Origin of the sequence: Pseudoalteromonas sp. Ps84H-4 (assembly GCF_024124645.1) — a bacterium.
Classification (GTDB): Bacteria; Pseudomonadota; Gammaproteobacteria; order Enterobacterales; family Alteromonadaceae; genus Pseudoalteromonas; species Pseudoalteromonas lipolytica_C.
Window position 1 is genome coordinate 244,640 of the sequence record NZ_JAMXSK010000002.1, and the last position, 21,915, is coordinate 266,554.

The window sequence follows — 21,915 nt, forward strand, 5'->3', positions numbered from 1 at the left end:
CTCGTCTTTTATAAAAGCTGTTTTTTAACAGCTTTTATTTTATCTGGTATTAATCCACTTATGCATGTGAAGTTTTCGTTGTCGCGTTGGCAAGTATTGGCTTGGCTAATCGGTTTGCTACTTGTTACGCCGCTAGGTTTTTTATTGTTTGAATCTCTGCAAGGTGGTTCGGATGTCTTTCAGCATTTATTCGATACTGTTTTGTGGGACTACACGCGTAATACCCTTGCACTCATAGCTGGGGTTGGGCTATTGAGCTGTGTTATTGCGCTGCCGCTTGCGTGGTTGACTGCGTACTGTGAATTTCCTGGTCGAAAACACTTTGAATGGGCACTGATGCTGCCTTTGGCAATGCCAACTTATCTCATTGCTTATGTTTATACGGACTTACTTGATTATGCTGGGCCTGTGCAAATTGCGCTCAGGGACTGGTTTGATTGGCAGTCACCCGATGATTATTGGTTTTTTGATATTCGAACTTTGCCGGGTGCAATTATTATGATTGCATTAGTGCTGTATCCGTATCTTTATCTTATTTTTAAAACGGCCTTAAGAGAGCAATCTTTTAAATTAGTGCAAGCTAGTCAGTTAATGGGGTTATCGCCATTACAAAGCTTTTTACGGGTAAGTTTACCGCTTGGTCGAGGGGCAATTGTGGCAGGAGTTACGTTAATCAGTATGGAAGCTATGGCTGATTTTGCCACTGTTAATTACTTTGCAGTGAGCACACTAACGACCGCTGTTTACGATACCTGGCTTGGCTATTATTCATTAACCGCTGCGGCAAAAATATCAGGCATTATGCTGCTTATTTTGTTTCTCACTATTATGGTTGAGCGCTTTAGTCGTCGTAATCAAGCTGTGTATGAACGCCAGTCGAGCATTAACAGCGCAACTTTATATCGCTTTAAAGGTAGCACAGCATGGGCTGCAAGTTTAGTCTGCACAGTTGTGTTGGTACTTGCTTTTGTCTTGCCAGTTGGAGTGCTTGTTAAATACGCCATTGTTTATGCGGATGAAGCATGGAATGGGGCATTTTTTAATTATGCTTGGCAGAGCTTTAAAGTCGCCATTGCTGTCAGCCTAGTGACAATCCTTCTTAGCTTGTTGGTACTGTTTTATCAGCGTATTGCTAAACAAGCGTATCCACTCATTCCGGGGCGTTTAGCAAGTACGGGTTATGCGCTACCGGGTACGGTACTGGCGATTGCGGTATTGTTACCACTAACACAAATTGATGATGCACTTAATCAATGGCTTGAACCAATAGGTTTATCGCCGGGTTTACTTCTGAGTGGGACATTATTTGCGATGATTTTTGCGTATATTGTGCGCTTTTACGCGATTGCACATGGCGCCCTTGAAAGCAGCTTTTTACGTATTAGCCCTTCTCTTGATATGGCAAGTCAATCTATGGGTAAAAGTGCATTTCAAACCTTGTATAAAGTACATCTGCCTTTACTTAAACGCGGCATTTTAACCGCTGGGCTTCTGGTATTTATTGAATGTATGAAAGAGCTACCCGCGGCCTTGTTATTACGACCGTTTAATTTTGAAACTCTTGCAACTCATGTTTTTCAATATGTTAGTGATGAGCAGTTAGAGTTAGCGTCTATCTCAGCCCTGTTTATTGTGTTAGTCGGGCTTATTCCTTTGTATTTCGTTAATCGTTCGATGGAGCAAAATCATTCATGAGTCATTTGATAATTAAAAATTTAGCTTATCAATACAATGGCACTAAGGTATTGGATGCGCTTAATTTGAATGTTGAACAAGACGAAATCGTTTGCCTGCTTGGGGCAAGTGGTTGCGGTAAAACAACGACTTTAAAAGCGATTGCCGGAATTATTGAGCCCTCACAAGGTTTTATGAGCATTGATTCGCTTGTCGTTAATGACGACAAGCATTTTGTTGCACCAGAAAAACGTAATATTGGCATGATGTTTCAAGATTACGCGTTATTTCCTCACTTATCGGTGAGCGACAATATTGCATTTGGTTTAACCAATATGAGTAAGTCGCAAAAGCGTGAGCGCGTGGATGAAATGCTGAGCTTAGTTAAGTTAACTGGCTGTGCAGAACGTTATCCGCATCAATTATCAGGTGGTCAACAACAGCGTGTTGCAATTGCTCGTGCGCTTGCTTATAAACCCAGCTTGTTATTACTTGATGAGCCATTTTCTAATATCGATACGCAGGTTCGCTTTGAGTTAATTGCCGACATCCGCCGTATCATTAAAGCTCAGCAAGTATCTGCAGTGTTTGTTACCCATTCGAAGGAAGAGGCGTTTGCGTTTGCTGACACCTTGGCTGTAATGTATGGTGGAAAAATAGCCCAACAAGGCTCATCAGAACAGTTATTTAGCCAACCTAACTCAAAGGAGGTTGCAGAGTTTCTTGGTACAGGCATATACTTAACGGCGAAAGTCTTAACGCCAACTGAATACGAAACGGCGTTTGGTGTAATACATTCACTCACAGTAAATAACAGTGCTCACAAACAAGGGCAAGTTTATGTACGGCCTCATTATATTCAGTTATGTGAAGCTGATCAGAGTGATGAAAATAGCCTGACAATTTTGCACAGACGCTTTATAGGCACACGTTATGTTTATCGTGTGAATATAGCGGGGCAGGAGTGTGAAGTCGCTGCAGAGCAAGACCGCGTGTTTGCCGTTGAGCAGCCTGTAAAAATAAAAATAATGCCGCACACAGTCAATTTTTTTCATGATTAGTACTGCTTAACAATCTTGAATTCTTGGCTAGGTGCAAATAACGAGAAGCTAAGGATTCACTATGGCGCAAGCGCAATCTGGGATTTGTGCTGAAGCAAACTTACATGGTTTGCACCTGTTTTTTAATGTTTATGATGGCCATGACGAGTCATTACGTAAAAAGCTAAAACGCGTGAGCGTCATTCAAGATGAGTTTGCGGATCAGTTCTCAGAAGCCATGCTGTCGTGCGTGGTTGCGCTTGGTGCGCAATATTGGCCGCATATTTTGCCTGAGTTTATTCCAAGTCAATTACAAAGCTTTCCTAATGTGACTCATAGTGAACATGTTATGAGTGCACAGCCATTTGATTTATTTGTACAAATTCGTTCAGACCGTGAAGATGTTAATCATCTTTTTGCCCTACAGATCCTGAAATTATTTACGCCAGATGTAGAGCTTGTGGAGCAAGTGCGTAACTTTCGTTTTTTAGATGGCCGCGACTTTAACGGCTTTATTTATGCGGGTGACACCCCTCATGGTAGACAAAAACGCAGTACGGCATTGATAGACAGACCGGGGCATTTTGAAGATCAAGGCAGCTACATTCATGTTCAGCGCTTTGTGCACGATTTAAGTGTTTGGCAACATTTGTCGTTATCAGAGCAAGAGCAAATTATGGGGCGTACTCGGCTTGATAACACCTTAATTATGCCTGCACTCGAAACTAGTCATGCAGTTCGTAGTGAACTAAAAGATGAAAATGGCCAGCCGTTGATACTTAATCAGAGCATGCCGTTTGGTGATGTTCATAAGCAGGGTATTTTAATGGTGTCATGTGCCGCGCAAGGTGATGCGTTTGAGCAGGTATTAAAGAGTCGCTTGGGGCAGGGCGATTGCTACGACCATTGGCTTGATTTTACTCAAGCCGATATGGGGTCGGCGTTTTTCGCCCCGTCAGTAAACTTTTTGAAGCAGCTTTAAACTGTATCGAATAAAGTGCGCACGCGATCAAGCGTGACATCTATTTCAGAAATCTTTGCAGGAGCGATAAAAATTGTGTCGTCACCTGCAATTGTACCAAGTACCCCATCAGCTTTACCTAATGAGTCTAGTAAGCGCGCGATAAGTTGTGCTGCACCTGGGCTGGTACGAATAATAATCATCATTTCGTTATGCATAATATCGATAACGAGTTGACGCAATGGGCTTTTCGCTGTTGGTACTCCCATTTCAGCGGGTAAGCAATACACCATTTCTTGTTTTGCATTACGGGTGCGTACCGCGCCAAACTTACTTAACATGCGAGAGACTTTACTTTGGCTTATGTTGTCGAAGCCTTGATCTTTTAATGCTTCGACAATCTCACCTTGTGAGCCGAAGTTTTCTTCTTTTAATAGCGCTTTGAACGCTTTGATTAGTGCTTCTTGTTTGTCTTGTGGTTGCATGTTGCCGTATCTGTAGTCATAAAACGTGAAGTAATTCTACACAACTCTGCATACTTATGCAGTACTAGTTTACATTTCTCGCCCTAAATGCTGTGTGTTTACAGTATAGTTTACAACTATGGTCGAAATTATACGCGAAATAAGCAGGATAAATTTGTTTTTAGTCGCTAATTTCATTATCTTTAGGGCCACAAATATTTCCTACCTCAAATTACGGAGAATTCCAATGAAAGTTGCTGTTTTAGGCGCAGCTGGCGGTATCGGCCAAGCATTGTCTTTATTATTAAAAACAAGTTTACCTGCAGGTTCTGAATTATCATTATACGATGTTGCCCCTGTTGTTCCTGGTGTAGCGGTTGATCTTTCTCACATCCCAACAGACGTTAAAGTTGAAGGTTTCGGTGCTGATAACCTAGACGATGCTTTAGCTGGTTGTGATATCGTTCTTATCCCAGCGGGTATGCCGCGTAAGCCGGGTATGGACCGTGCGGACCTTTTCAACGTAAACGCAGGTATCATCAAAACATTAGCTGAAGGCATCGTTAAAAACTGTCCTAAAGCGTTAGTTGGTATCATTACTAACCCAGTAAACGGCACTGTGCCAATCGTTGCTGAAGTATTCAAAAAAGCGGGTACTTACGATGCTGGCCGTGTATTCGGTATCACAACACTTGACGTGATCCGTTCAGAAGCATTTGTTGCTGAACTTAAAGGTTTAAGCGCTACTGACGTTAAAGTTCCAGTGATCGGTGGCCACTCAGGCACTACAATCCTTCCTCTTCTATCTCAAGTTGAAGGTGTTACTTTCACTGACGAAGAAGTCGCAGCATTAACTCCACGTATCCAAAACGCAGGTACTGAAGTTGTTAACGCTAAAGCGGGTGGCGGTTCAGCGACTCTTTCAATGGGTGCAGCAGCAGCACGTTTCTGTATGTCTTTAGTTAAAGGCTTACAAGGTGAAGAAGTGGTTGATTACGCATACGTTGCAGTTGAAAACGGTGACGCAGCATACTTTGCACACCCAGTACGTTTAGGTAAGAACGGTGTTGAAGAAATTCTTTCTTACGGTGAATTAAGCGCTTTCGAAGAGCAAGCTAAAAACGACATGCTTGAAACGCTTAATAAAGACATCCAAGAAGGTGTTGATTTCATCAATGGTTAATTTCGATAGATGATAGGTGCTATTAAAGCACCTAAAACAAAAAAGCCTGCATATGCAGGCTTTTTTAATGGCTCGAATAAATAGAGTTTAATGATCGCGGGCAACGGCGATGCGTGCCAAGCTCTCTAATGCTTGCTTGTATGGCGTTTCTGGTAAAAATGCAATACAGGCGATGGCTTTATCTGCCTCTTGCTCTGCCTTTTGCATTGTAAACTCAAGTGCTTTGGTATCAGCTAACGCCTCAAGAATACTGTCTAGGTGATCCATACCATTGCCAAGTTCAATTGCTTCACGAACGAGCTTGATTTGCTCTGGCGTGCCTTTTTGCATGGCATAAATAAGCGGTAAGGTAGGTTTACCCTCGGCTAAATCATCACCAATATTTTTACCAAGTTGCTCAGCATCGGCGTTGTAATCAAGCACATCATCAACAAGCTGAAAGGCTGTTCCTAAATGCATGCCATAAAGGTTTAATGCCTCAAGCGTTTTATCATCTTGTTCAGTGATAATTGCTGCAAGGCCAGTTGCTGCTTCAAATAACTTAGCTGTTTTGCTGTAAATGACCTGCATATAGCTTTGTTCTGTGGTGTCAGGATCGTTACAGTTCATTAGCTGTAATACTTCACCTTCAGCAATGACATTCGTTGCATCAGCTAAAATTTCCATGATTGGCATTTTACCAAGACCAACCATCAACTGAAATGAGCGTGTGTAAATAAAATCACCAACTAGCACGCTAGCGGCATTGCCAAACTCAGCATTTGCTGTAGGCGTACCACGACGTAAATGTGACTCATCAACAACATCATCATGCAGTAAAGTTGCAGTGTGAATAAATTCGATGATAGTGGCCAGTGTAATGTGGTCTTTACCTTCATAGCCTAAAGCTTTTGCTGCTAAAATGGCCAACATAGGGCGAACACGCTTACCACCGCTGTTTACTATATATAAACCGAGTTGATTGACCAATGCGACATCTGAGCGCATTTGGGCATGTATAAGTTGATTGACGTCATTCATCTCATGATCGATTAACGTCTGGATAGCTTTTATATCCATTGATCTCCGAGCCAATATTTATGGGTATACGAGGCTGATTGTACAACAAAAAAAGCACTTGCTCGATATTTTGTGCTGATTCAGTAAAAAAACACTGTAAAGTTTTTTATTTTAAATCAAATTTGAACAGTTAATTGTAGTTGTTTGGTTGAATAGTAAACATGCTTGCATTTATTTAACGGCGCTTTTGACGTGTTAATTTAATTGTCATGAGATCGTAAAAACCGCTTGGCATACGTTGTTTTTAGGATAGAATAAGGAAAAATATTGAATTGCTCTCAATGCAGCTATTTTTTATTCATTTTATAGCAAAAGAGGCTTGCTAGTTTTTGCGCATTAGCGTAAACTTCGCGCCCTATTGAAGAATATTTTAGTTGCGTCGATTTGAGGGCGCACAGACGGAGTTAATTATGTACGCGGTTTTCCAAAGTGGTGGTAAACAGCACCGTGTGACTGAAGGTCAAACAATTCGTCTTGAAAAATTAGACGTTGAAACTGGTGCAGCAGTTGAATTTGATTCAGTACTTTTAGTTGCTGATGGTGAGAAAATCGAGATCGGTGTACCGTTCGTAAACGGTGGTAAAGTAACAGCTGAGGTTGTTTCACACGGTCGCGGTGAGAAAGTGAAGATTGTTAAATTTAGACGTCGTAAGCATTCTCGTAAGCAAATGGGCCATCGTCAATGGTTCACTGAAGTTAAAATCACTGGCATTAGCGCTTAATTAGAGGTACTGAGAAATGGCACATAAAAAAGCAGCTGGTAGTACTCGTAACGGTCGCGATTCAGAAAGCAAACGCCTAGGTGTTAAGCGTTTTGGTGGCGAATCAGTTCTAGCGGGTAGCATCATTGTTCGTCAACGTGGTACTCGTTTCCACGCTGGCGCAAACGTAGGTATCGGTAAAGACCACACTATCTTCGCAAAAGCAGATGGTAAAGTTCAATTCGAACAGAAAGGTCCTTTAAACCGTAAATACGTAAATATCGTAGCTGAGTAATCATCTCGATATTTGAAAAACCCCGCCTTTGCGGGGTTTTTTGTTTTAAGGCAAATAATAAGGCGTGTAAATATATATCTAAGCTAAGCCTGCAATCAGAAGGGCTTAGGTATATAATAGAGTTATTAACAAGCCAATCTTAAAGTGAGTAATCATGAAGTTTGTAGATGAAGTAGAAATTCGTTGTGACGCGGGTGATGGCGGCAGCGGTGTCGTATCTTTCCGACGTGAAAAATATGTACCAGACGGCGGTCCTGATGGCGGCGATGGCGGCGATGGCGGCAGCGTTTATCTACAAGCCGATGAAAACTTAAATACCTTAATTGACTATCAATTTGAGCGTTTTCATAAAGCAGAGCGCGGCACAAATGGCCAAAGCCGTAACATGACAGGTAAAAAGGGCGCTGATTTGACGCTTAAAGTACCTGTAGGTACGCGTATCACTGACGTTGACACTGAAGAGTCACTAGGTGATTTAACTAAACATGGTCAAAAAATTGTAGTTGCGAAAGGTGGTTTCCATGGCTTGGGAAATGCACGTTTTAAATCAAGTACTAACCGTGCACCACGTCAAAAGACACTAGGTACACCTGGTGAAGTTCGCAGCCTACGTTTAGAGTTAATGTTACTTGCAGATGTTGGCTTACTTGGCTTACCAAATGCCGGAAAATCAACGTTTATTCGCAGTGTTTCAGCAGCGAAACCAAAAGTGGCGGATTATCCGTTTACGACGCTAATTCCTAACTTAGGCGTGGTTCGTCCTGATGCAAATAAATCATTTGTGATTGCTGATATTCCAGGTCTTATTGAAGGGGCTTCAGAAGGTGCAGGGCTTGGTATTCGCTTCTTAAAGCACTTAGAGCGTTGTCGTGTATTACTACACATTATTGATATTATGCCAGTTGATGGCACCAACCCTGTTGATAATGCCTTTGCAATTATTAACGAGCTGCACCAATACAGCCCTAAACTTGCAGAAAAGCCGCGTTGGTTAGTTTTCAATAAGATTGATTTATTGCCGGAAGATGAAGCCGAAGCGCTATGTAATGAGATTGCTCAAGAGCTAGGTGAAGAAACTAATGTTTACCGCATCTCTGCAGCAAATAAGCAAAATACCCAAGCATTATGTCATGACATCATGGCGCTGCTTGATAGTATGCCGAAAGAAAAATTCGCTGAAGAAGAGAAAGAAGAAGTTGAATTTAAGTGGGATACTTACCATCAGAAAGCAACATCTCAAGACGATGATGATTGGGATGACGACTGGGACGATGATGACTACGATGTAGAAGTTATCTACCAACGATAAAATTTGAAACTGAAAAGGAGCCATGCGCTCCTTTTTTATTAATAAGAAAAAAGTATTAAGGTTTAGTGTGAAAATTTCAATGATTGCTGCTATGGCAAATAACCGAGTAATAGGTCAAGACAACCAAATGCCATGGCATTTACCTGCCGATCTGCAACACTTTAAAAAAGTAACCATGGCAAAGCCGGTGATCATGGGGCGTAAAACGTTTGAATCAATTGGTCGTCCATTACCTGGCCGTCAAAACATTATTATTACTCGTAATGCAGATTATAGTGCACAAGGCATTGAGGTAGTCACTTCGCCTGAGGCAGCGTTGGCATTAGTCGTTGATGTTGAAGAAGTCATGATTATTGGTGGCGGAAATATCTACGAACAGTTTTTACCGCAGGCTGAGCGATTATATTTAACGTTCATCGATCTTGAAGTTGAAGGTGACACTCAGTTTCCAGATTACGAAAGTGTTGCTAATTGGACGGTTGCTGAGCAAGAACAGCATCAGCCTGATAACAAAAACCCTTATTCGTATACCTTTGTAACCCTGTATAAAAATTCGTAACATTATTGCGGTAAAACTAATTGGTTGGTATAATAATGTCCGATATTTCTACGAAGAAAGTATTGCATAAGGGCAAAATATGATGAAGTTATCTAACTTATTACTCGTGGCGGCAGTTGTTTCGGCTTCGGTTGCGTATACCGCACCAGCGAAAGCTGATGACCAATTAGCTGTATCTATCTGTGAATATATCGCGGCAGATGATAAAAACCGTTTACGTGATAAGCTTAAGAGCTCACGTGTTAAAATTCGTAACATTTTTGACGCTGTAAAATGTAATGGTAATAATATGCTTCGTCATGCTATCGAGAGCGGTGCTGCTGATACTGGTGAGTACATTGTTAAGAACTTATCAAAAAGCTCTTTAGAAGATGGTGCTGACATCGCATGGGCTGAAGCAAATGGCCATGGTGGTTCACCACTAATCGCTGTTATTAAGGACCGCGCAGGTCTTTAATACTAAAAGTAAACAGATTTTGAAAAAACCGCACAGTGTGCGGTTTTTTTATTTGTATTATGCCAATACGTAATAATGCTTAATCATGCTGAGACAATAAAAAGAGTAAGCCCAGCGATAGGCTAGGCTTTAGTCAACATTCGTGTTTTTAATCGTTAACTAAACTTATCAGTTTCCTTTTCTAAATCAGTTGTTAGACCTTTAATTAGATCAGTTGCTGTGTGCGCTTGATTAGAAACATCTGCCGTTTGTGATGCTGTATCAGAGATGATAACGATACGTTTGGCTGTGTCTTCGCCTGCATCGAGTTGTTCTTTAGCGGCAATTGCGATTTGGTCGCTCATTTGTGCTATGGCACTTAGTGAGCTGGCAACACGCTTTAGCTCATCATTGGCTTTTGTGGATTTTTGCACTGTTTGTTCACTGGTTGAAATACTTAGCGAGACAGCAGACTTGGCATCCTGAGTTGCTGCTTGTAACTTGCCAATCATATTACGTATTTCTTCTGTGCTGGTTTGTGTGCGCTGAGCAAGTCCGCGAACTTCGTCGGCAACCACAGCAAAGCCTCGCCCTTGTTCGCCGGCGCGCGCAGCTTCTATTGCCGCATTAAGCGCAAGTAAGTTAGTTTGCTCAGCAATACCTTGAATAACGCTGAGCACATTTGCGATGTTATTTACTTCATCATCAAGCACTTGAATATTATTACCAGCGCTGTCAATTTGTTGCTCTAAAAGCGCGATAGTGTCAGCAGCCTCGCTGGTTAAGTGGCTGGCACTTTGACCTTGTTGCTCCGCCTCTTGCACTGAGTAGGCCGCTTGTTCTGCATGTTCAACAACTGTTTGCGCCGAAGCTGTTAACTCAGTGATAGCAGAAGCAACCATTTGAGTTTCTTCGTTGAGGCTACGAGTAAGTTTATCGAGCTCAACAGAGCGTGATTCGTTATCAACACTTTGGTTCTTTAGGCTATCTGTAACGCCTTTTATACCGTCCACAACGCCACGTAAGCCTTGCTGCATGTAATGCATAGCAGCAATAATGCTTTCAGGTGGGGCATCTTGGCGAATATGTGAGTTTAAGTTGCCGCGAGAAACGTTTTTAACAATACCAATTACTTCGTCAATTTCGCCGCCTAAGGCATTGGTGAGTGATGAGCCAAAGCGAGCAATAGCAAAAGTAAGTGCAATAGTGATGAGCATTGATAAACCCAGCAACCACTTTGCGGTATTCCAATAACGCTCATCAACTTCCTTGGCGCTAATGCCTGTACCAACATACCAGCCAAATAGCGGTGTTTTTTGTACTACAGAGGTTAAATCAACGGTCTCTCCATCTCGCACTGAATCCCAGTGATAGGTGATGATTTTATTGGTTGTATTACCCACGAGGTTTTCGACCATACGGCCGATGCTGTTGCCACTGGCATCTTTAAAATCGTTAAAGCTGGTGCCGTGCAGTTCAGGGTCGTGAGGAGTCGCAACAAAATCTAAGTTGTTGTCGACAACATAAACATATTCTGATTCGTGGTATTTATTTTCACGAAGCACCTGAATAGCAAGCTTCTTTGCTTGTGCTTCTTCGAGTTGATTGTTTTTAACCATCAACTCAAATTGCTCAACAATATTGGTGGTGCTCTTCATGAGCTGGTTGATACGCGCGATGTTGTCGCTTTCGCTGGCATGGCGTAAAGATTGTAAGCCAAGTAAAGCTATCGCAGATAACGCAATAAACATAGCGATAGCAAATAAGGTGATTTTTGTTTTTAAAGCTAATCCTGATAACACAGCCAGCCTCCTTTATTATTTCCCCTTATTACTTCTACCACGTTTGTATTATTTTATTAAGTAAAAATGACAGCGTTATCATGATATTTGCTCAAGTACCTATTTAGAGCTTCAGTTCGGCTTCTGTAAGCGCTCGATATTCACCGCTTGCAAGGCTTTCGTCGAGGGTGATGTCAGCTATTTTTTCACGATGTAATTCAACAACTTTATTACCTACAGCAGCAAGCATTCGCTTAACTTGATGGTATTTACCTTCGCAAATTGAAAGGCGTAAGCTGTAGCTTGCAAGTTTTTCAACAATAGCAGGGCGAGTTAGCTCTTTCTCGTTGTGCAATTGCACCCCTTGCTCTAACGCTGCAATTGCCTCGTCTTCAATAGGTTCTTGAGTTTCAACTAAATACGTTTTGAATTTGTTATGCTTTGGTGCGGTAATTTTATGCGACCAGTCACCGTCATTAGTGATCAGCACTAAACCTGTGGTATCGATATCTAATCGACCTGCAACATGAAAGTCGCTCATGTTTGGCTCATCGATTAAATCAAATACAGTCGGGTGAAGGTCATCTTTATTAGCGCATACATAACCTGCAGGCTTATGTAGCATGTAGTAGCGTTTACCTAAAAATACTAGTGGCTCACCTTGCCAGCGAATATCATCATCTTGTGTTACAGACAAATCGAATGAGGTAATCACCTCACCATTAACAGTGGCGTATTTGCGTTTAATACCAGCTCTGGTCTTACTGCGCGGTAACTCAGCAATATGGCTAATAAATTTATCTAAACGGCATGGAAATTTCATTGGGATCACATTTTTAGTCAGCTACAATGGCGGCGAGTATAGCGGATACTAGTTACCTATGACAGTACAGCAAGGACAAATATTACAGCACTACCAAACAGAGATAGCGAATGGCAACTTAACTGAGGATGTCGCTCAAAGAGCAGCTATAACCGCACTGGATCAGTTATCACAATTGCTAACTACGCCAAGTCATTGGTGGCAAAGAGCAAAGCCGATTAAAGGTGTGTATTTGTATGGCCCTGTTGGTCGCGGTAAATCAATGCTAATGGATATATTTTATCAACGAGTTAGCATTGAGGGTAAAATCCGTTTGCATTTTCACCATTTTATGAAGCAAGTGCATGAGCGTTTAAGTGAGTTGCAAGGGCAAAAAAATCCGCTAAATGTGATTGCTAAAGAATGGGCAGAGCACATTCGCTTGATTTGTTTTGATGAGTTTTTTGTGTCTGATATTGGCGATGCCATGATCTTAGGTGGCTTATTTAAAGCCTTGTTTGCGCAGCAAGTCGTGTTAGTGGCAACGTCGAACTGCCAACCGGAACAGTTGTATCGTAATGGTTTACAGCGAGCTCGCTTTTTACCCACTATCGATTTATTAAATGATCATTGCCATATTCTAAGTGTTGAAGGCCATACAGATCATCGCTTTCGCTTTGGTAAACAAACCGAACATTACTTTATTGATAATAAAGAGGCGCTAACAGAGCGCTTTTTAAAACAAGAGCAAGCAATACAGAGGCAAACAACGATAGCGGTTTGCCATCGCAAGCTTAGCTGTGTAATGCAAGCTCAACACGCCATTATGTTTGATTTTATGACACTTTGCTCAGGACCCAGAAGCACCGCGGATTATATTTATTTGGCAGAGTGTTTTCAGCGGGTGTATTTACTCAATGTGCCAGTAATGGGGCGTGGAGCAACGGGAAAACAAATTGTGCATGGCATTGAAGATAGTTATCAGCGAGAAAAACAGGATTTACAAGAACACTTTTTAGATGATGAAGCACGGCGCTTTATTGCTTTGGTTGATGAGTTTTATGATCGCAACCGATTACTGGTGATCTCGGCCGATGTGGGTATTAGCGATTTATATCAAGGACAAAAGCTGGCATTTGAGTATGCGCGTACCGAGTCTCGACTAGTTGAGATGCAAAGCTGGAAAAGATAAAAGGCGCATTTTAAATGCGCCTTTGTTATCAGCCTAGCTGGGGATCTTCATATGAAACGGTTAAAAGCTATATTGAGCACCTACATACACGTAGCGACCAGCACCACCGCCGTATGCGCTATAGTAGTTACCACGGCCATATGGATAAAAGTCACCTTTATTATCAAACACGTTATTTACACCACCGAATACGCGCAGTTGGCTCTGTTCACCAAGTGACATGGTGTAAGACGCTGAAAGGCTGTGCTTTAAGAACGAGCCATAATCTTGGTAGGCAAGTTTTTCTGGGTTACTGATACAAGTATCTTCACCAGCCTCACAGCGGGCATCGTTTTCGGCAATATACTCTTGATAGTCTTCTTCAAGACTCTGGCTTGCTTTAAACGAGCCTAAGTAATTTGTGCGCCAGCGAATACGTAAGTTATCGTTACGCCATGTAACTGACATTGATGCTTTATCTTTGCTGCTGCCATAACCTGCGTAGTGACTGGTTACCAAGCTGCCATCAAGGCCTTCATAAGTTTGCGAGTTTTCGATTACATGGTTGTAATCTAGTTTAAACGACAACTGACCCAGGTTATCTAAGTCTAATTTGTACTGTGCAACCACGTCATAACCGCGCGCTGTTAGCTCATCGAGGTTATATTGACGTTGTAAGATTTTAATAATATTACCTTCGCTGTTACGGGTAATGTCATTACAAAATACGTTGTCTTCGCCCCATGCTGCTTCTGAGTTGTAGCACTCACGCATGATGTTTTCATTACTGATCTGCGAAATCGCATCAACAATGGCGATATCATAGTAATCAACGGCAAGATTAAAGTTTTCTAAAAAGGTTGGAGCCACTGTAACCCCAAAGGTATAGGTATCAGCGGTTTCTTCTTTTAGGTTTTCGTTACCAGTACCCGGTGAATAGCTGTTGTTCTCATCGCTAAACTCAAAGTTAGGATCAGCAGCAAGTTGTGCAGCTAATGTAGGCTCCTTACGGCAGTTATCGTGACCTGGTTTAGTCGATGTTGCTGTTAAACCGTCACAAATATCGTCATAGCTGTCGTAATCGCCACGTGGTGGTGACATAAGCTCGGTGATCGTTGGCGCACGTTGAGCTCGGGCGTAGTTTGCTCTAAATGCATAGCCCTCGATTGGCTCCCAAAATACACCTAGCTTGTAGCTGGCAACAGTATTGACATTTTCCATGCTGTAGTTAGCTAAACGTAATGAAGTTTCTGCGCTTAAGCTTTTTGCTAAAGGAGCATCTTTTAACAGCGGGATCGCAAGCTCTGCAAAGGCTTCGTAGACTTCAACTTCACCATAAAAATTTGGTACATAGTTAAAGGTAATACCGCCAGCTTTCATGTCGTCGCTGGTTGATAAGTCTTGGCTGTCTTTACGGTATTCGCCACCAAATACTGCGGATACTGAGCCTGCTGGTAATTCAAATAAATCACCCGTTATGTAGCCAACCACACCGTATTGCTTTATTTCGGTATCAATAATTGGGTTAGTGCGGATCCAAGCCGCCATCTCTTCGGTGATAGAGCCTTCACCAAATAAGTTAATTGGCACACAGCCTTCAGCACGAGCTGCTTCATCAATACATTGAATGGTGCCATCCGCTAACTGTTCAGCTTGCAAAGCTTGATTAAGTTTTACGGTATTTAATTCATTGCTGCGAATTTGGTGCTGGGTAAAACGACCATAACTTGCAGATAGATCCCAGTCCCACTCGTCGTTAAATAACGTGCCTTGAAGACCTGCCCAGCTGCGAATCGTTTTACGGGTATTATCTGTGCTGATATTACCGACTTCGCTGAAGCGGCGATCCCAATAAATGCGATCTTTATATGGGTTGGCATCGAGGATTTCTTGCGGCACATACGGGTTGTCGATTGGGATATAGCCCGGTGCTACATCTGCAAGGGGCTCGCCAGTAGTAGGGTCGTAACGTGGTACATACGCACCTTCGTATTCATCTTCAGGCGACTTATTGTTAAACGAGCCACTTTCGCTGTATTGAACTTGTGCGTAAAACATCACATCGTCAGTTAAGTCATAATCAATTTTAACTGCCGCAGACACGTTATCGCTTGGAACATCAAGCATTACGTATTGATTTGAGTTAATACCGTAAATTTCTTCATTGCCTTTCCAGTCATCACGTAGAGTTTGACCGTCATACCAAAACTGCGTGTCGTTGCGGCTGTTTTCTAAGAATACACCGCCCGGAATACCATCACTTTTGCTAACCCAGTCAGCTTGTGTGATGTCACGCATACATTGATCGCCATCTGCTGTTTGCATTACATTACACATGCGATCTGGATCGTAATCGTAACTATCTTCAATTTGTGCGCGTTTACGATCGTAAAAAGTCATACCAAAATCACGGTCCCAGTTGGCACTGAAATAAGCGTAGCCACGCTCATTAGCAAACGAGGTACCGTAGTTTAAATCAAGGGTAAATTCTTTACCGCCGCCATCAGTGGTTTCACCTGTGTTCGCTTTAAAATCAAAGCCTTCTTTTTTTGATTGGGTGATAATATTCACCACACCTGCTACGGCATCAGCACCATAGGTTGCCGATGCACCGCCACTGATTATCTCCACGCGCTCTACCATGCCGCTTGGAATGGTATTTAAACTAACATAGTTGCCGCTGTAGCTATTTGATACAACACGACGGCCATCAATCAGTGTTAGAGTGCGGTTAGCACCTAAATCTCGTAGTTCGACGGTAGATAACCCCGTTGCTGAAACACTTGATTGGCTGGTGGTGTTACCTATGCTCTCACTTAGAGCAGGCATGTTATCAACAAGAATATCTGATAAATTGGTTAAACCGGTATCGGCAATGGCTTCACGGTCCATTGTGACCAGCGGTGTAGGAATTGAAAAGCTATCACGCTTAATACGCGAACCCGTTACAACAATTTTTTCAGGCTCTTCAGTTTGTTCATTAGCTGTTGGGGTGGTGTTGGCGGTGCGGGCAATCTCAGCTTCATTGGCAAATGCATGTTGGCTAAAACCACTGGCAACAGCAAGTGCAATAGCACAGGGTTTGGTTAGTAGATTTCTCACAGGTGTTCCTAGTTGTTTTATTTTTAATTTTTAGAACCAGAGTGATGCTCTTTTTAAGGGCAGTTAAAATTTACAGTGAGCAACACTCTGGCTGGTCGGTATTGACGTAAAAATATTTATAGAAATGTGAACTTAACTACAATCTTAGGTGGCTCGTTTATGTCTCTATTTTATATCTACTGAATATCTATTCATTTAAAATCAGCGAGTTAAGAAATGTTCATTGTTAACTGTTTTGCAACGTTAAAGCTGGTGAAAGAAACGCTTTTAAGATAAATTGATAGGGCTTTATACTGCTGTACTTCTAAAATGGGGTTTTATTTAGAGTTAATGGAAACATCTAATCGCGCGTATCGGCTGGGTTCTTGTGTTATTAACCCACTCGAAAACAAACTTAACTGTAATGGTACTGAACAGATACTACAGCCTAAGTTTGTTGAACTATTAGGGTGTTTAGTCGCACGGTATCCTGAGCCCATCACACGCGAAGAGCTCATTAATCATGTCTGGGATGGTAACTTTTATGTTGGTGAAAAAGCCTTAACAAATGCTATTTGGCATCTACGAAAAGCATTTAAAGAACTCGACCCAGAACAAACTTACATAGAGACACTACGTAAAACGGGCTATCGTGTTTTGTTAAAGCCTGAGCCAATAGATACAGCTGATAAAGAAAAGTCAGTGGGTATTAGCATCACTACTGCGCAAATTCGTCAGCTGTTTGTGGCAATGTGTGTAATTAGTCTTGTGGTAATGTATTGGCTGTTCTCTTCGCCTTCGGAACAAATAAAGTCAAGCTTTGTGTTACCGCTTAATAGCATCGAAAGTGTTACTGCAAGCCCAGGTCGCGAGATTTACCCTTCAATTTCTAATGATCAGCACTATTTGGTGTATTCATGGCGACAGCTCGGTAAACCAAATAACTTATATTTACGCGATTTACATTTTCCTGAGCATCCAGCCAAGCAACTAACTGACTCTCCTTATACAGAAGGGCGCTCTGTGTTCAGCCCAGATGCAAATACTTTGTACTATTACCGCATGGGGTCTGATGTCTGTGAAATTGTTAAGTTGTCTTTGATTAATGCCACCAGTGTCGTATTAGGGGAGTGTAGTAATAAATATCCGACTGATCTCGATATTAGTAGTGATGGTAAAACCTTAGTCTATATTGCTGATCACACCACGCAATCAGGTGACTATGTCACTCGTATCAAACTGCTCGATTTACAGGCAAAACAAACAAATGAAACGTTTATTCCTTGTAATGATGACTGCGAAACTGTGTATGAGTCTGTGTCGTTTTCACCAGATGCACAGCGAGTTGTGGTTACGCGTAATGTTAAAAACAACCAAAAAGCGCTGTTTTTAATTGATGTAAAAACAGGGCAAAGCCAACGCCTAACTCATGATTTTGTTGATATTCATGGTGTAGATTGGCATCCATCTAAAGCGCAATTGGCGTTTAGTGCAGTTGAGGGTGGCAAACGTTATGGCTACTTCTACGATATTGATAATCAAACCCTAATCAACACGCAAATCGCTGGCATGAGCTCTCCTAACTACAGTAGCGATGGCAGTGTTTATTATCATCAGTGGGATTTAGATAAGGTGATCACGCGTCTGAAAATAGACGAACAAGTGGCCAGTTCACCGTTTTCTATGTTATCGACCAATTTTAGCTCGCTATTCCCAGAATATAATCAGCAGCAAAACAAACTGCTGTATGTGTCGAATGAATCGGGCAGTTCACAGCTTTGGATTGTTAACCCCGATAGCAGCTCGCGAAAGCAGCTTACTGACTTTGCACATAACACCGGGGAAATTCGTGACCCAACTTGGTCAGCCGATGGACGCTATATTTTGTTTTCATTGTATGACAATGGCAGTACCCGCTTATATTTTTATGATTTCAAAGTAGAGCAAAGCCAACAAATCAAACTGCCATTTAGCCATGCTGTTAAACCCAAGTTTAGTGCTGATAGCCAGCATATTTTAGTCTCTGATGGAGACTATCTTTACCGTTATGACTTAACAGCAAAAAGCTTCGGTAAAGCAGTTGAAGTGCCAGCGCAGTATGGTGTTGAAACACAAACAGGTGATATTTTATTTACTAACTCGCGCCATGCTATTTGGATTAAACATCATGATACGGGTGTAGAAGAAATGCTGGTGAATGATATTAAATTAGCGCGCAGCTATGCATGGTTGCTAGTGGCAAAGAATGCTTATCATGAGGGACGTATTTATTACTATAAAGAACGCTTAGGTGATTACCGTATTAGCTACTATGACTTAGCAAGTAAGCAGCATCATGATTTAATTGCTTTACCAGAGCGTGCTTATAGTCGCTCATCGGGCCTGACCTACATACCCAATGAGCGTTGGCTGGTTTACACTGCGTATTTATCGCCTGAGATAGAAATCAAACGCTTACCCGCAGCCTATTTACCAAAGTAATTAACACTTTCGGTAGATATCAGCATCCATATCGTAAATATTAACGCTTAGGCTATACGAGCGGCGACAGTATGTTCTTAAGCAACTTAGTAATTGCTCACTGAGCATTTGCTTTTGCTCTATGGTTCTTCCTGCCATGATTGATGCGCCGATGTGAATAAAGCCATCTTTGCCTTCACCTAATTCGTAATGCTGATAAGCAATTGCACGAGTCTTTATGGTCGAAAGCTCAAATAAGCCAGAGTCAAAAACGGCTTGGTGAACTTTTTCAACTAACACTTGTGGCAGAATTGGCAAATCTTCTGAGTGTTCTATAACAATGTGCGGCATGGGGTCTTCCTTAAAAGCGGTAACTAAAACCGATGTTTGTCTGAAATTGGTTTAACACATCACCATCAAAGTGCCATAGACATTGATTGTCTTCTGATGTTGGTAAAGTGCACGATACGTTACTTGCATTATTTACAATAGTTGCCAGCCAGCGAGTTTCAACATAAACCCGTGCTTGTTCAGTAAATAAATAATCGACGCCTGCATAAAGGCCCGAGGTAAAATACGTATCTGAGTCGGCAAAGTCAGTGCTGACGTGGTTTGCGCCAATTTGGGCGCCAACAAAGCTAACCACACGATTAGCCAGTGGCACTTCTATGGCACTTTGAAATAGCAGGTATTGCATCTCGACTTGCTTGTTGGTTTGGTCTTTCATATCAAGCTCGGTTGCCGAATAGAAGAAGCCATAGCGAGCATTATCAATGGTTCTATCGAAGCTGACAGTAAAATGGCTGTCATCCTCAAGCTCAATCTTTAGATTTTCTTCGGTTTGCACCGAGTTAGTAAAGTTTTTGCCGAAACCGGCGCTAATTGAGTAGCCAGCTTGAGCTGTACTACTTAAGAACATGAAACACAGTAAACCAAGCGATTTTTTCATTGTTTAGGTGCTCGTTGTTGAAGATATTTTGAGATAGTATTGAAACATAGCAAGCAAATCGTTGTAAACGGACAACTATCGCTTTTTAATAAGGAACACTAGGATGAAGTTACTAAAATTAGCTGGACTTACTGCGTCACTTATTTTGTTGAGTGGCTGCTCGGATGATGCTGCTTCGGTAAGCTTAGGGTTATTTACTACAAAAGACATTAAAGTAGTATCACAACAAGACCCAATTATTAGCGGTGTAACCTGTCACATCAGCCACATTGAAGCCAACCTAGACTTTGCTGATCCTTCTGATATGTCTATTGCCTGTCGTCAAACAGGGCCTATTACAGCGGAACAATTACAAAAAATAGATCGTAGTAAATCGGGTGAGGTGGTTTTTAAATCATCAAAAAGTATTTTATTTAAGTCGTTAAAAGTGCGCCGTATTTATGATGCGCCAACACGTACACTTTTATATTTGTCGTATTCAACAAAAGAATCAAGTGGCAGTCATCATCACGCTTTATCAACAGTGCCTTTGTATAACACTGATGCATGGCAATGGGCACAATCACAAGAGTAATTTATGTTAGCGTTATTTAAATCAAGTCCCCTTATTGATGAGCAAGAGCAGCAGTGGCTAATTGATACCTTTTTGTGGGCTGTTGAGCACTTTGATAGTGATTATTTTTTAAAGCATACGAAAATCATTTTACCTAATGGGCAGTTCTTTCCTGATAGGGTATCAAGTGTAGCCGAAATGGCTGAAAAGGTATTTAGTCGGGTGGTTGATTATGCGGGTATGCAGGCGTGGCCAATTAACTTGGTTGCACCTTCTGGGCTGACACCTCAGGTGTTTCCACACTTCGAATTTTTAGACGCAATACGCGGCGAAAATGTACAGTTGATCGTTCCTGCAAATCATCACGTGAATATTTCATATAACCCGAACCAAATAAATCAGCCACAAGATTTAGTCGCTAGTTTTGCAGGGACATTAGCGACGATTTTGATTCACCATGTGGGTGTGTTACCACCCGGCGGTAAAGAGTATTTACCGCAGGCAAGTGATGCGTTGGCATGCTATTTAGGCTTTGGGGTGATGATGAGCAATACGGTGTATCAATTTAAAGGAGGTTGTGGCTGCGGTTATAACCCATATGCTAATCGTCAAGCGGCGCTGACTGAGCCACAAACGCTGTTTATGCATGCGCTGGTTACACACTTTAAAGGGGGCAGTCAGTCGAAGACGTTTTTAAAGCCACATCTTCGCAGCCAATATAAAAAAGCGCAAAAACAAATTAAAGCTCTCATGCATGACAGTGCTAATCCTATGTTATTGGCATTAGATCAAAAAGCGATAGGGTAAGTAGTTGTGCAGTATCTAGATGAGTTTTTATTGATTGCCATTGCCCATTTTTTTGCGGTAGCCAGTCCTGGACCTGACTTTGCGATAGTGCTTAAGCAAAGTATTCAGCAAGGACGTAAAAATGCACTTTGGACTAGCGCTGGTGTTGGCGCAGCTATTTTGTTGCATATTGCTTATTGTGTATTAGGTGTAGCGTTAATTTTATCGCAGTCGCCTAGCTTATTTATGGCTTTAAAATACGTAGCGGGGGCTTATCTGGCTTACTTAGGCGTGCAAGCTTTACGCAGTGCCAAGCCGAGCGATAGTAAACAGCAGCCCCTTGCTCAGGCTGAGCCAGAATCGGTGTATAAAGCATTTCGACGCGGGTTTTTTACCAATGCACTTAACCCTAAAGCAACCCTGTTTTTTATGTCGTTATTTACCCTCGTAATTAGCCCTGAGACACCCGTTTTAGTTCAAGCTGGTTATGGCTTATATATGGCTATTGCAACTTGGCTATGGTTTTCATTTTTATCTTTGGTGCTATCAAAAGCATCGGTTCGTTCATTTTTCTTAAAAAGCGGGTACTGGTTTGATAGAGGCATAGGTATTGTGCTTATTGCGTTAGCTATTCGCGTTGTTGTGTGAGGT

At 41.9% G+C, this 21,915-nt stretch carries 21 protein-coding genes; 14 read left to right on the forward strand and 7 right to left on the reverse strand.

The genetic code is table 11. The annotated features are described in order from the left end of the window. Positions 1-60 precede the first annotated feature (60 nt). The 3 genes from NH454_RS03580 (at position 61) to NH454_RS03590 (ending at position 3,696) form a co-directional block, all read left to right on the forward strand. Positions 61-1,695 carry an iron ABC transporter permease gene (locus tag NH454_RS03580; RefSeq protein WP_253038230.1) on the forward strand — a complete coding sequence of 545 codons (1,635 nt, stop codon included), beginning with the start codon at positions 61-63 and terminating at the stop codon, positions 1,693-1,695. Then, a complete protein-coding gene (locus NH454_RS03585) occupies positions 1,692-2,735 on the forward strand; it encodes an ABC transporter ATP-binding protein (RefSeq protein ID WP_253038231.1) in 1,044 nt (347 codons plus the stop codon). Before NH454_RS03580 ends, NH454_RS03585 begins: the two co-directional genes overlap by 4 nt. A gap of 61 nt (positions 2,736-2,796) precedes the next feature. Continuing rightward, complete coding sequence (locus NH454_RS03590) at positions 2,797-3,696, forward strand: Dyp-type peroxidase (RefSeq protein WP_135926128.1); 900 nt, start codon at positions 2,797-2,799, stop codon at positions 3,694-3,696. Here NH454_RS03590 and argR read toward each other — a convergent pair. Then, positions 3,693-4,160 carry a transcriptional regulator ArgR gene (gene argR / locus NH454_RS03595; RefSeq protein ID WP_138557014.1) on the reverse strand — a complete coding sequence of 156 codons (468 nt, stop codon included), beginning with the start codon at positions 4,158-4,160 and terminating at the stop codon, positions 3,693-3,695. The genes NH454_RS03590 and argR overlap by 4 nt on opposite strands. Before the next feature lie 226 nt (positions 4,161-4,386). On the opposite strand from argR, the gene mdh reads away from it, so the two are divergent. Continuing rightward, positions 4,387-5,322, forward strand: a complete 936-nt coding sequence (gene mdh, locus NH454_RS03600) for a malate dehydrogenase (RefSeq protein ID WP_135926127.1) — start codon at positions 4,387-4,389, stop codon at positions 5,320-5,322. An 87-nt stretch (positions 5,323-5,409) separates the two neighbouring features. Here mdh and ispB read toward each other — a convergent pair whose 3' ends face one another. Beyond that, positions 5,410-6,381 (reverse strand): octaprenyl diphosphate synthase, encoded by a 972-nt coding sequence (ispB, locus tag NH454_RS03605; RefSeq protein WP_135926126.1) that lies wholly within the window; start codon positions 6,379-6,381, stop codon positions 5,410-5,412. 410 nt (positions 6,382-6,791) lie between these two features. On the opposite strand from ispB, the gene rplU reads away from it, so the two are divergent. The 5 genes from rplU to NH454_RS03630 all read left to right on the forward strand — a co-directional run bounded on the left by rplU (position 6,792) and on the right by NH454_RS03630 (position 9,702). Continuing rightward, positions 6,792-7,103, forward strand: coding sequence for a 50S ribosomal protein L21 (gene rplU, locus NH454_RS03610; protein ID WP_036965957.1), 312 nt, complete (start codon positions 6,792-6,794; stop codon positions 7,101-7,103). A 16-nt stretch (positions 7,104-7,119) separates the two neighbouring features. After that, on the forward strand, positions 7,120-7,377 hold the full coding sequence (gene rpmA, locus NH454_RS03615) for a 50S ribosomal protein L27 (RefSeq protein WP_054551015.1): 258 nt from the start codon (positions 7,120-7,122) through the stop codon (positions 7,375-7,377). Positions 7,378-7,531: 154 nt separating this feature from the next. Further along, positions 7,532-8,686: an Obg family GTPase CgtA gene (gene cgtA, locus NH454_RS03620; RefSeq protein WP_135926125.1), complete on the forward strand. Its 1,155-nt coding sequence runs from the start codon at positions 7,532-7,534 to the stop codon at positions 8,684-8,686. 67 nt (positions 8,687-8,753) lie between these two features. Continuing rightward, positions 8,754-9,245: a type 3 dihydrofolate reductase gene (folA, locus tag NH454_RS03625; RefSeq protein WP_253038232.1), complete on the forward strand. Its 492-nt coding sequence runs from the start codon at positions 8,754-8,756 to the stop codon at positions 9,243-9,245. A 79-nt stretch (positions 9,246-9,324) separates the two neighbouring features. After that, on the forward strand, positions 9,325-9,702 hold the full coding sequence (locus NH454_RS03630) for a DUF3718 domain-containing protein (RefSeq protein WP_135926124.1): 378 nt from the start codon (positions 9,325-9,327) through the stop codon (positions 9,700-9,702). Between the two features lie 155 nt (positions 9,703-9,857). Here NH454_RS03630 and NH454_RS03635 read toward each other — a convergent pair whose 3' ends face one another. Beyond that, a complete protein-coding gene (locus NH454_RS03635; protein WP_253038349.1) occupies positions 9,858-11,432 on the reverse strand; it encodes a methyl-accepting chemotaxis protein in 1,575 nt (524 codons plus the stop codon). Positions 11,433-11,586: 154 nt separating this feature from the next. Then, entirely contained in the window at positions 11,587-12,285 is a 699-nt protein-coding gene (rsuA, locus tag NH454_RS03640) for a 16S rRNA pseudouridine(516) synthase RsuA (RefSeq protein WP_235383326.1), read from the reverse strand. Between the two features lie 58 nt (positions 12,286-12,343). Between rsuA and zapE the strand changes: the two genes are divergently transcribed. Continuing rightward, complete coding sequence (gene zapE / locus NH454_RS03645) at positions 12,344-13,456, forward strand: cell division protein ZapE (protein ID WP_253038235.1); 1,113 nt, start codon at positions 12,344-12,346, stop codon at positions 13,454-13,456. A 60-nt stretch (positions 13,457-13,516) separates the two neighbouring features. On the opposite strand, the gene NH454_RS03650 is transcribed toward zapE, so the two are convergent. Then, complete coding sequence (locus NH454_RS03650; protein WP_253038237.1) at positions 13,517-16,537, reverse strand: TonB-dependent receptor; 3,021 nt, start codon at positions 16,535-16,537, stop codon at positions 13,517-13,519. Between the two features lie 330 nt (positions 16,538-16,867). Here NH454_RS03650 and NH454_RS03655 point away from each other — a divergent pair, with 330 nt between their 5' ends. Continuing rightward, a complete protein-coding gene (locus NH454_RS03655) occupies positions 16,868-18,997 on the forward strand; it encodes a winged helix-turn-helix domain-containing protein (RefSeq protein ID WP_168246749.1) in 2,130 nt (709 codons plus the stop codon). On the opposite strand, the gene NH454_RS03660 is transcribed toward NH454_RS03655, so the two are convergent. Together NH454_RS03660 and NH454_RS03665 are read right to left on the reverse strand one after the other, a co-directional pair. Further along, entirely contained in the window at positions 18,998-19,327 is a 330-nt protein-coding gene (locus NH454_RS03660; RefSeq protein WP_054560998.1) for a 5-carboxymethyl-2-hydroxymuconate Delta-isomerase, read from the reverse strand. Positions 19,328-19,337: 10 nt separating this feature from the next. Continuing rightward, the gene (locus NH454_RS03665; protein WP_135926119.1) at positions 19,338-19,925 is read right to left on the reverse strand and encodes an outer membrane beta-barrel protein; all 588 of its coding nucleotides are present in this window, start codon (positions 19,923-19,925) and stop codon (positions 19,338-19,340) included. A gap of 103 nt (positions 19,926-20,028) precedes the next feature. Here NH454_RS03665 and NH454_RS03670 point away from each other — a divergent pair, with 103 nt between their 5' ends. The 3 genes from NH454_RS03670 to NH454_RS03680 are packed head-to-tail and all read left to right on the forward strand — an operon-like array spanning position 20,029 to position 21,912. Next, a complete protein-coding gene (locus NH454_RS03670) occupies positions 20,029-20,499 on the forward strand; it encodes a CreA family protein (RefSeq protein WP_135926118.1) in 471 nt (156 codons plus the stop codon). 3 nt (positions 20,500-20,502) lie between these two features. Then, the gene (locus NH454_RS03675; RefSeq protein ID WP_253038239.1) at positions 20,503-21,285 is read left to right on the forward strand and encodes a hypothetical protein; all 783 of its coding nucleotides are present in this window, start codon (positions 20,503-20,505) and stop codon (positions 21,283-21,285) included. A gap of 6 nt (positions 21,286-21,291) precedes the next feature. After that, positions 21,292-21,912 (forward strand): LysE family transporter, encoded by a 621-nt coding sequence (locus tag NH454_RS03680; RefSeq protein ID WP_138557008.1) that lies wholly within the window; start codon positions 21,292-21,294, stop codon positions 21,910-21,912. Positions 21,913-21,915 lie beyond the last annotated feature (3 nt).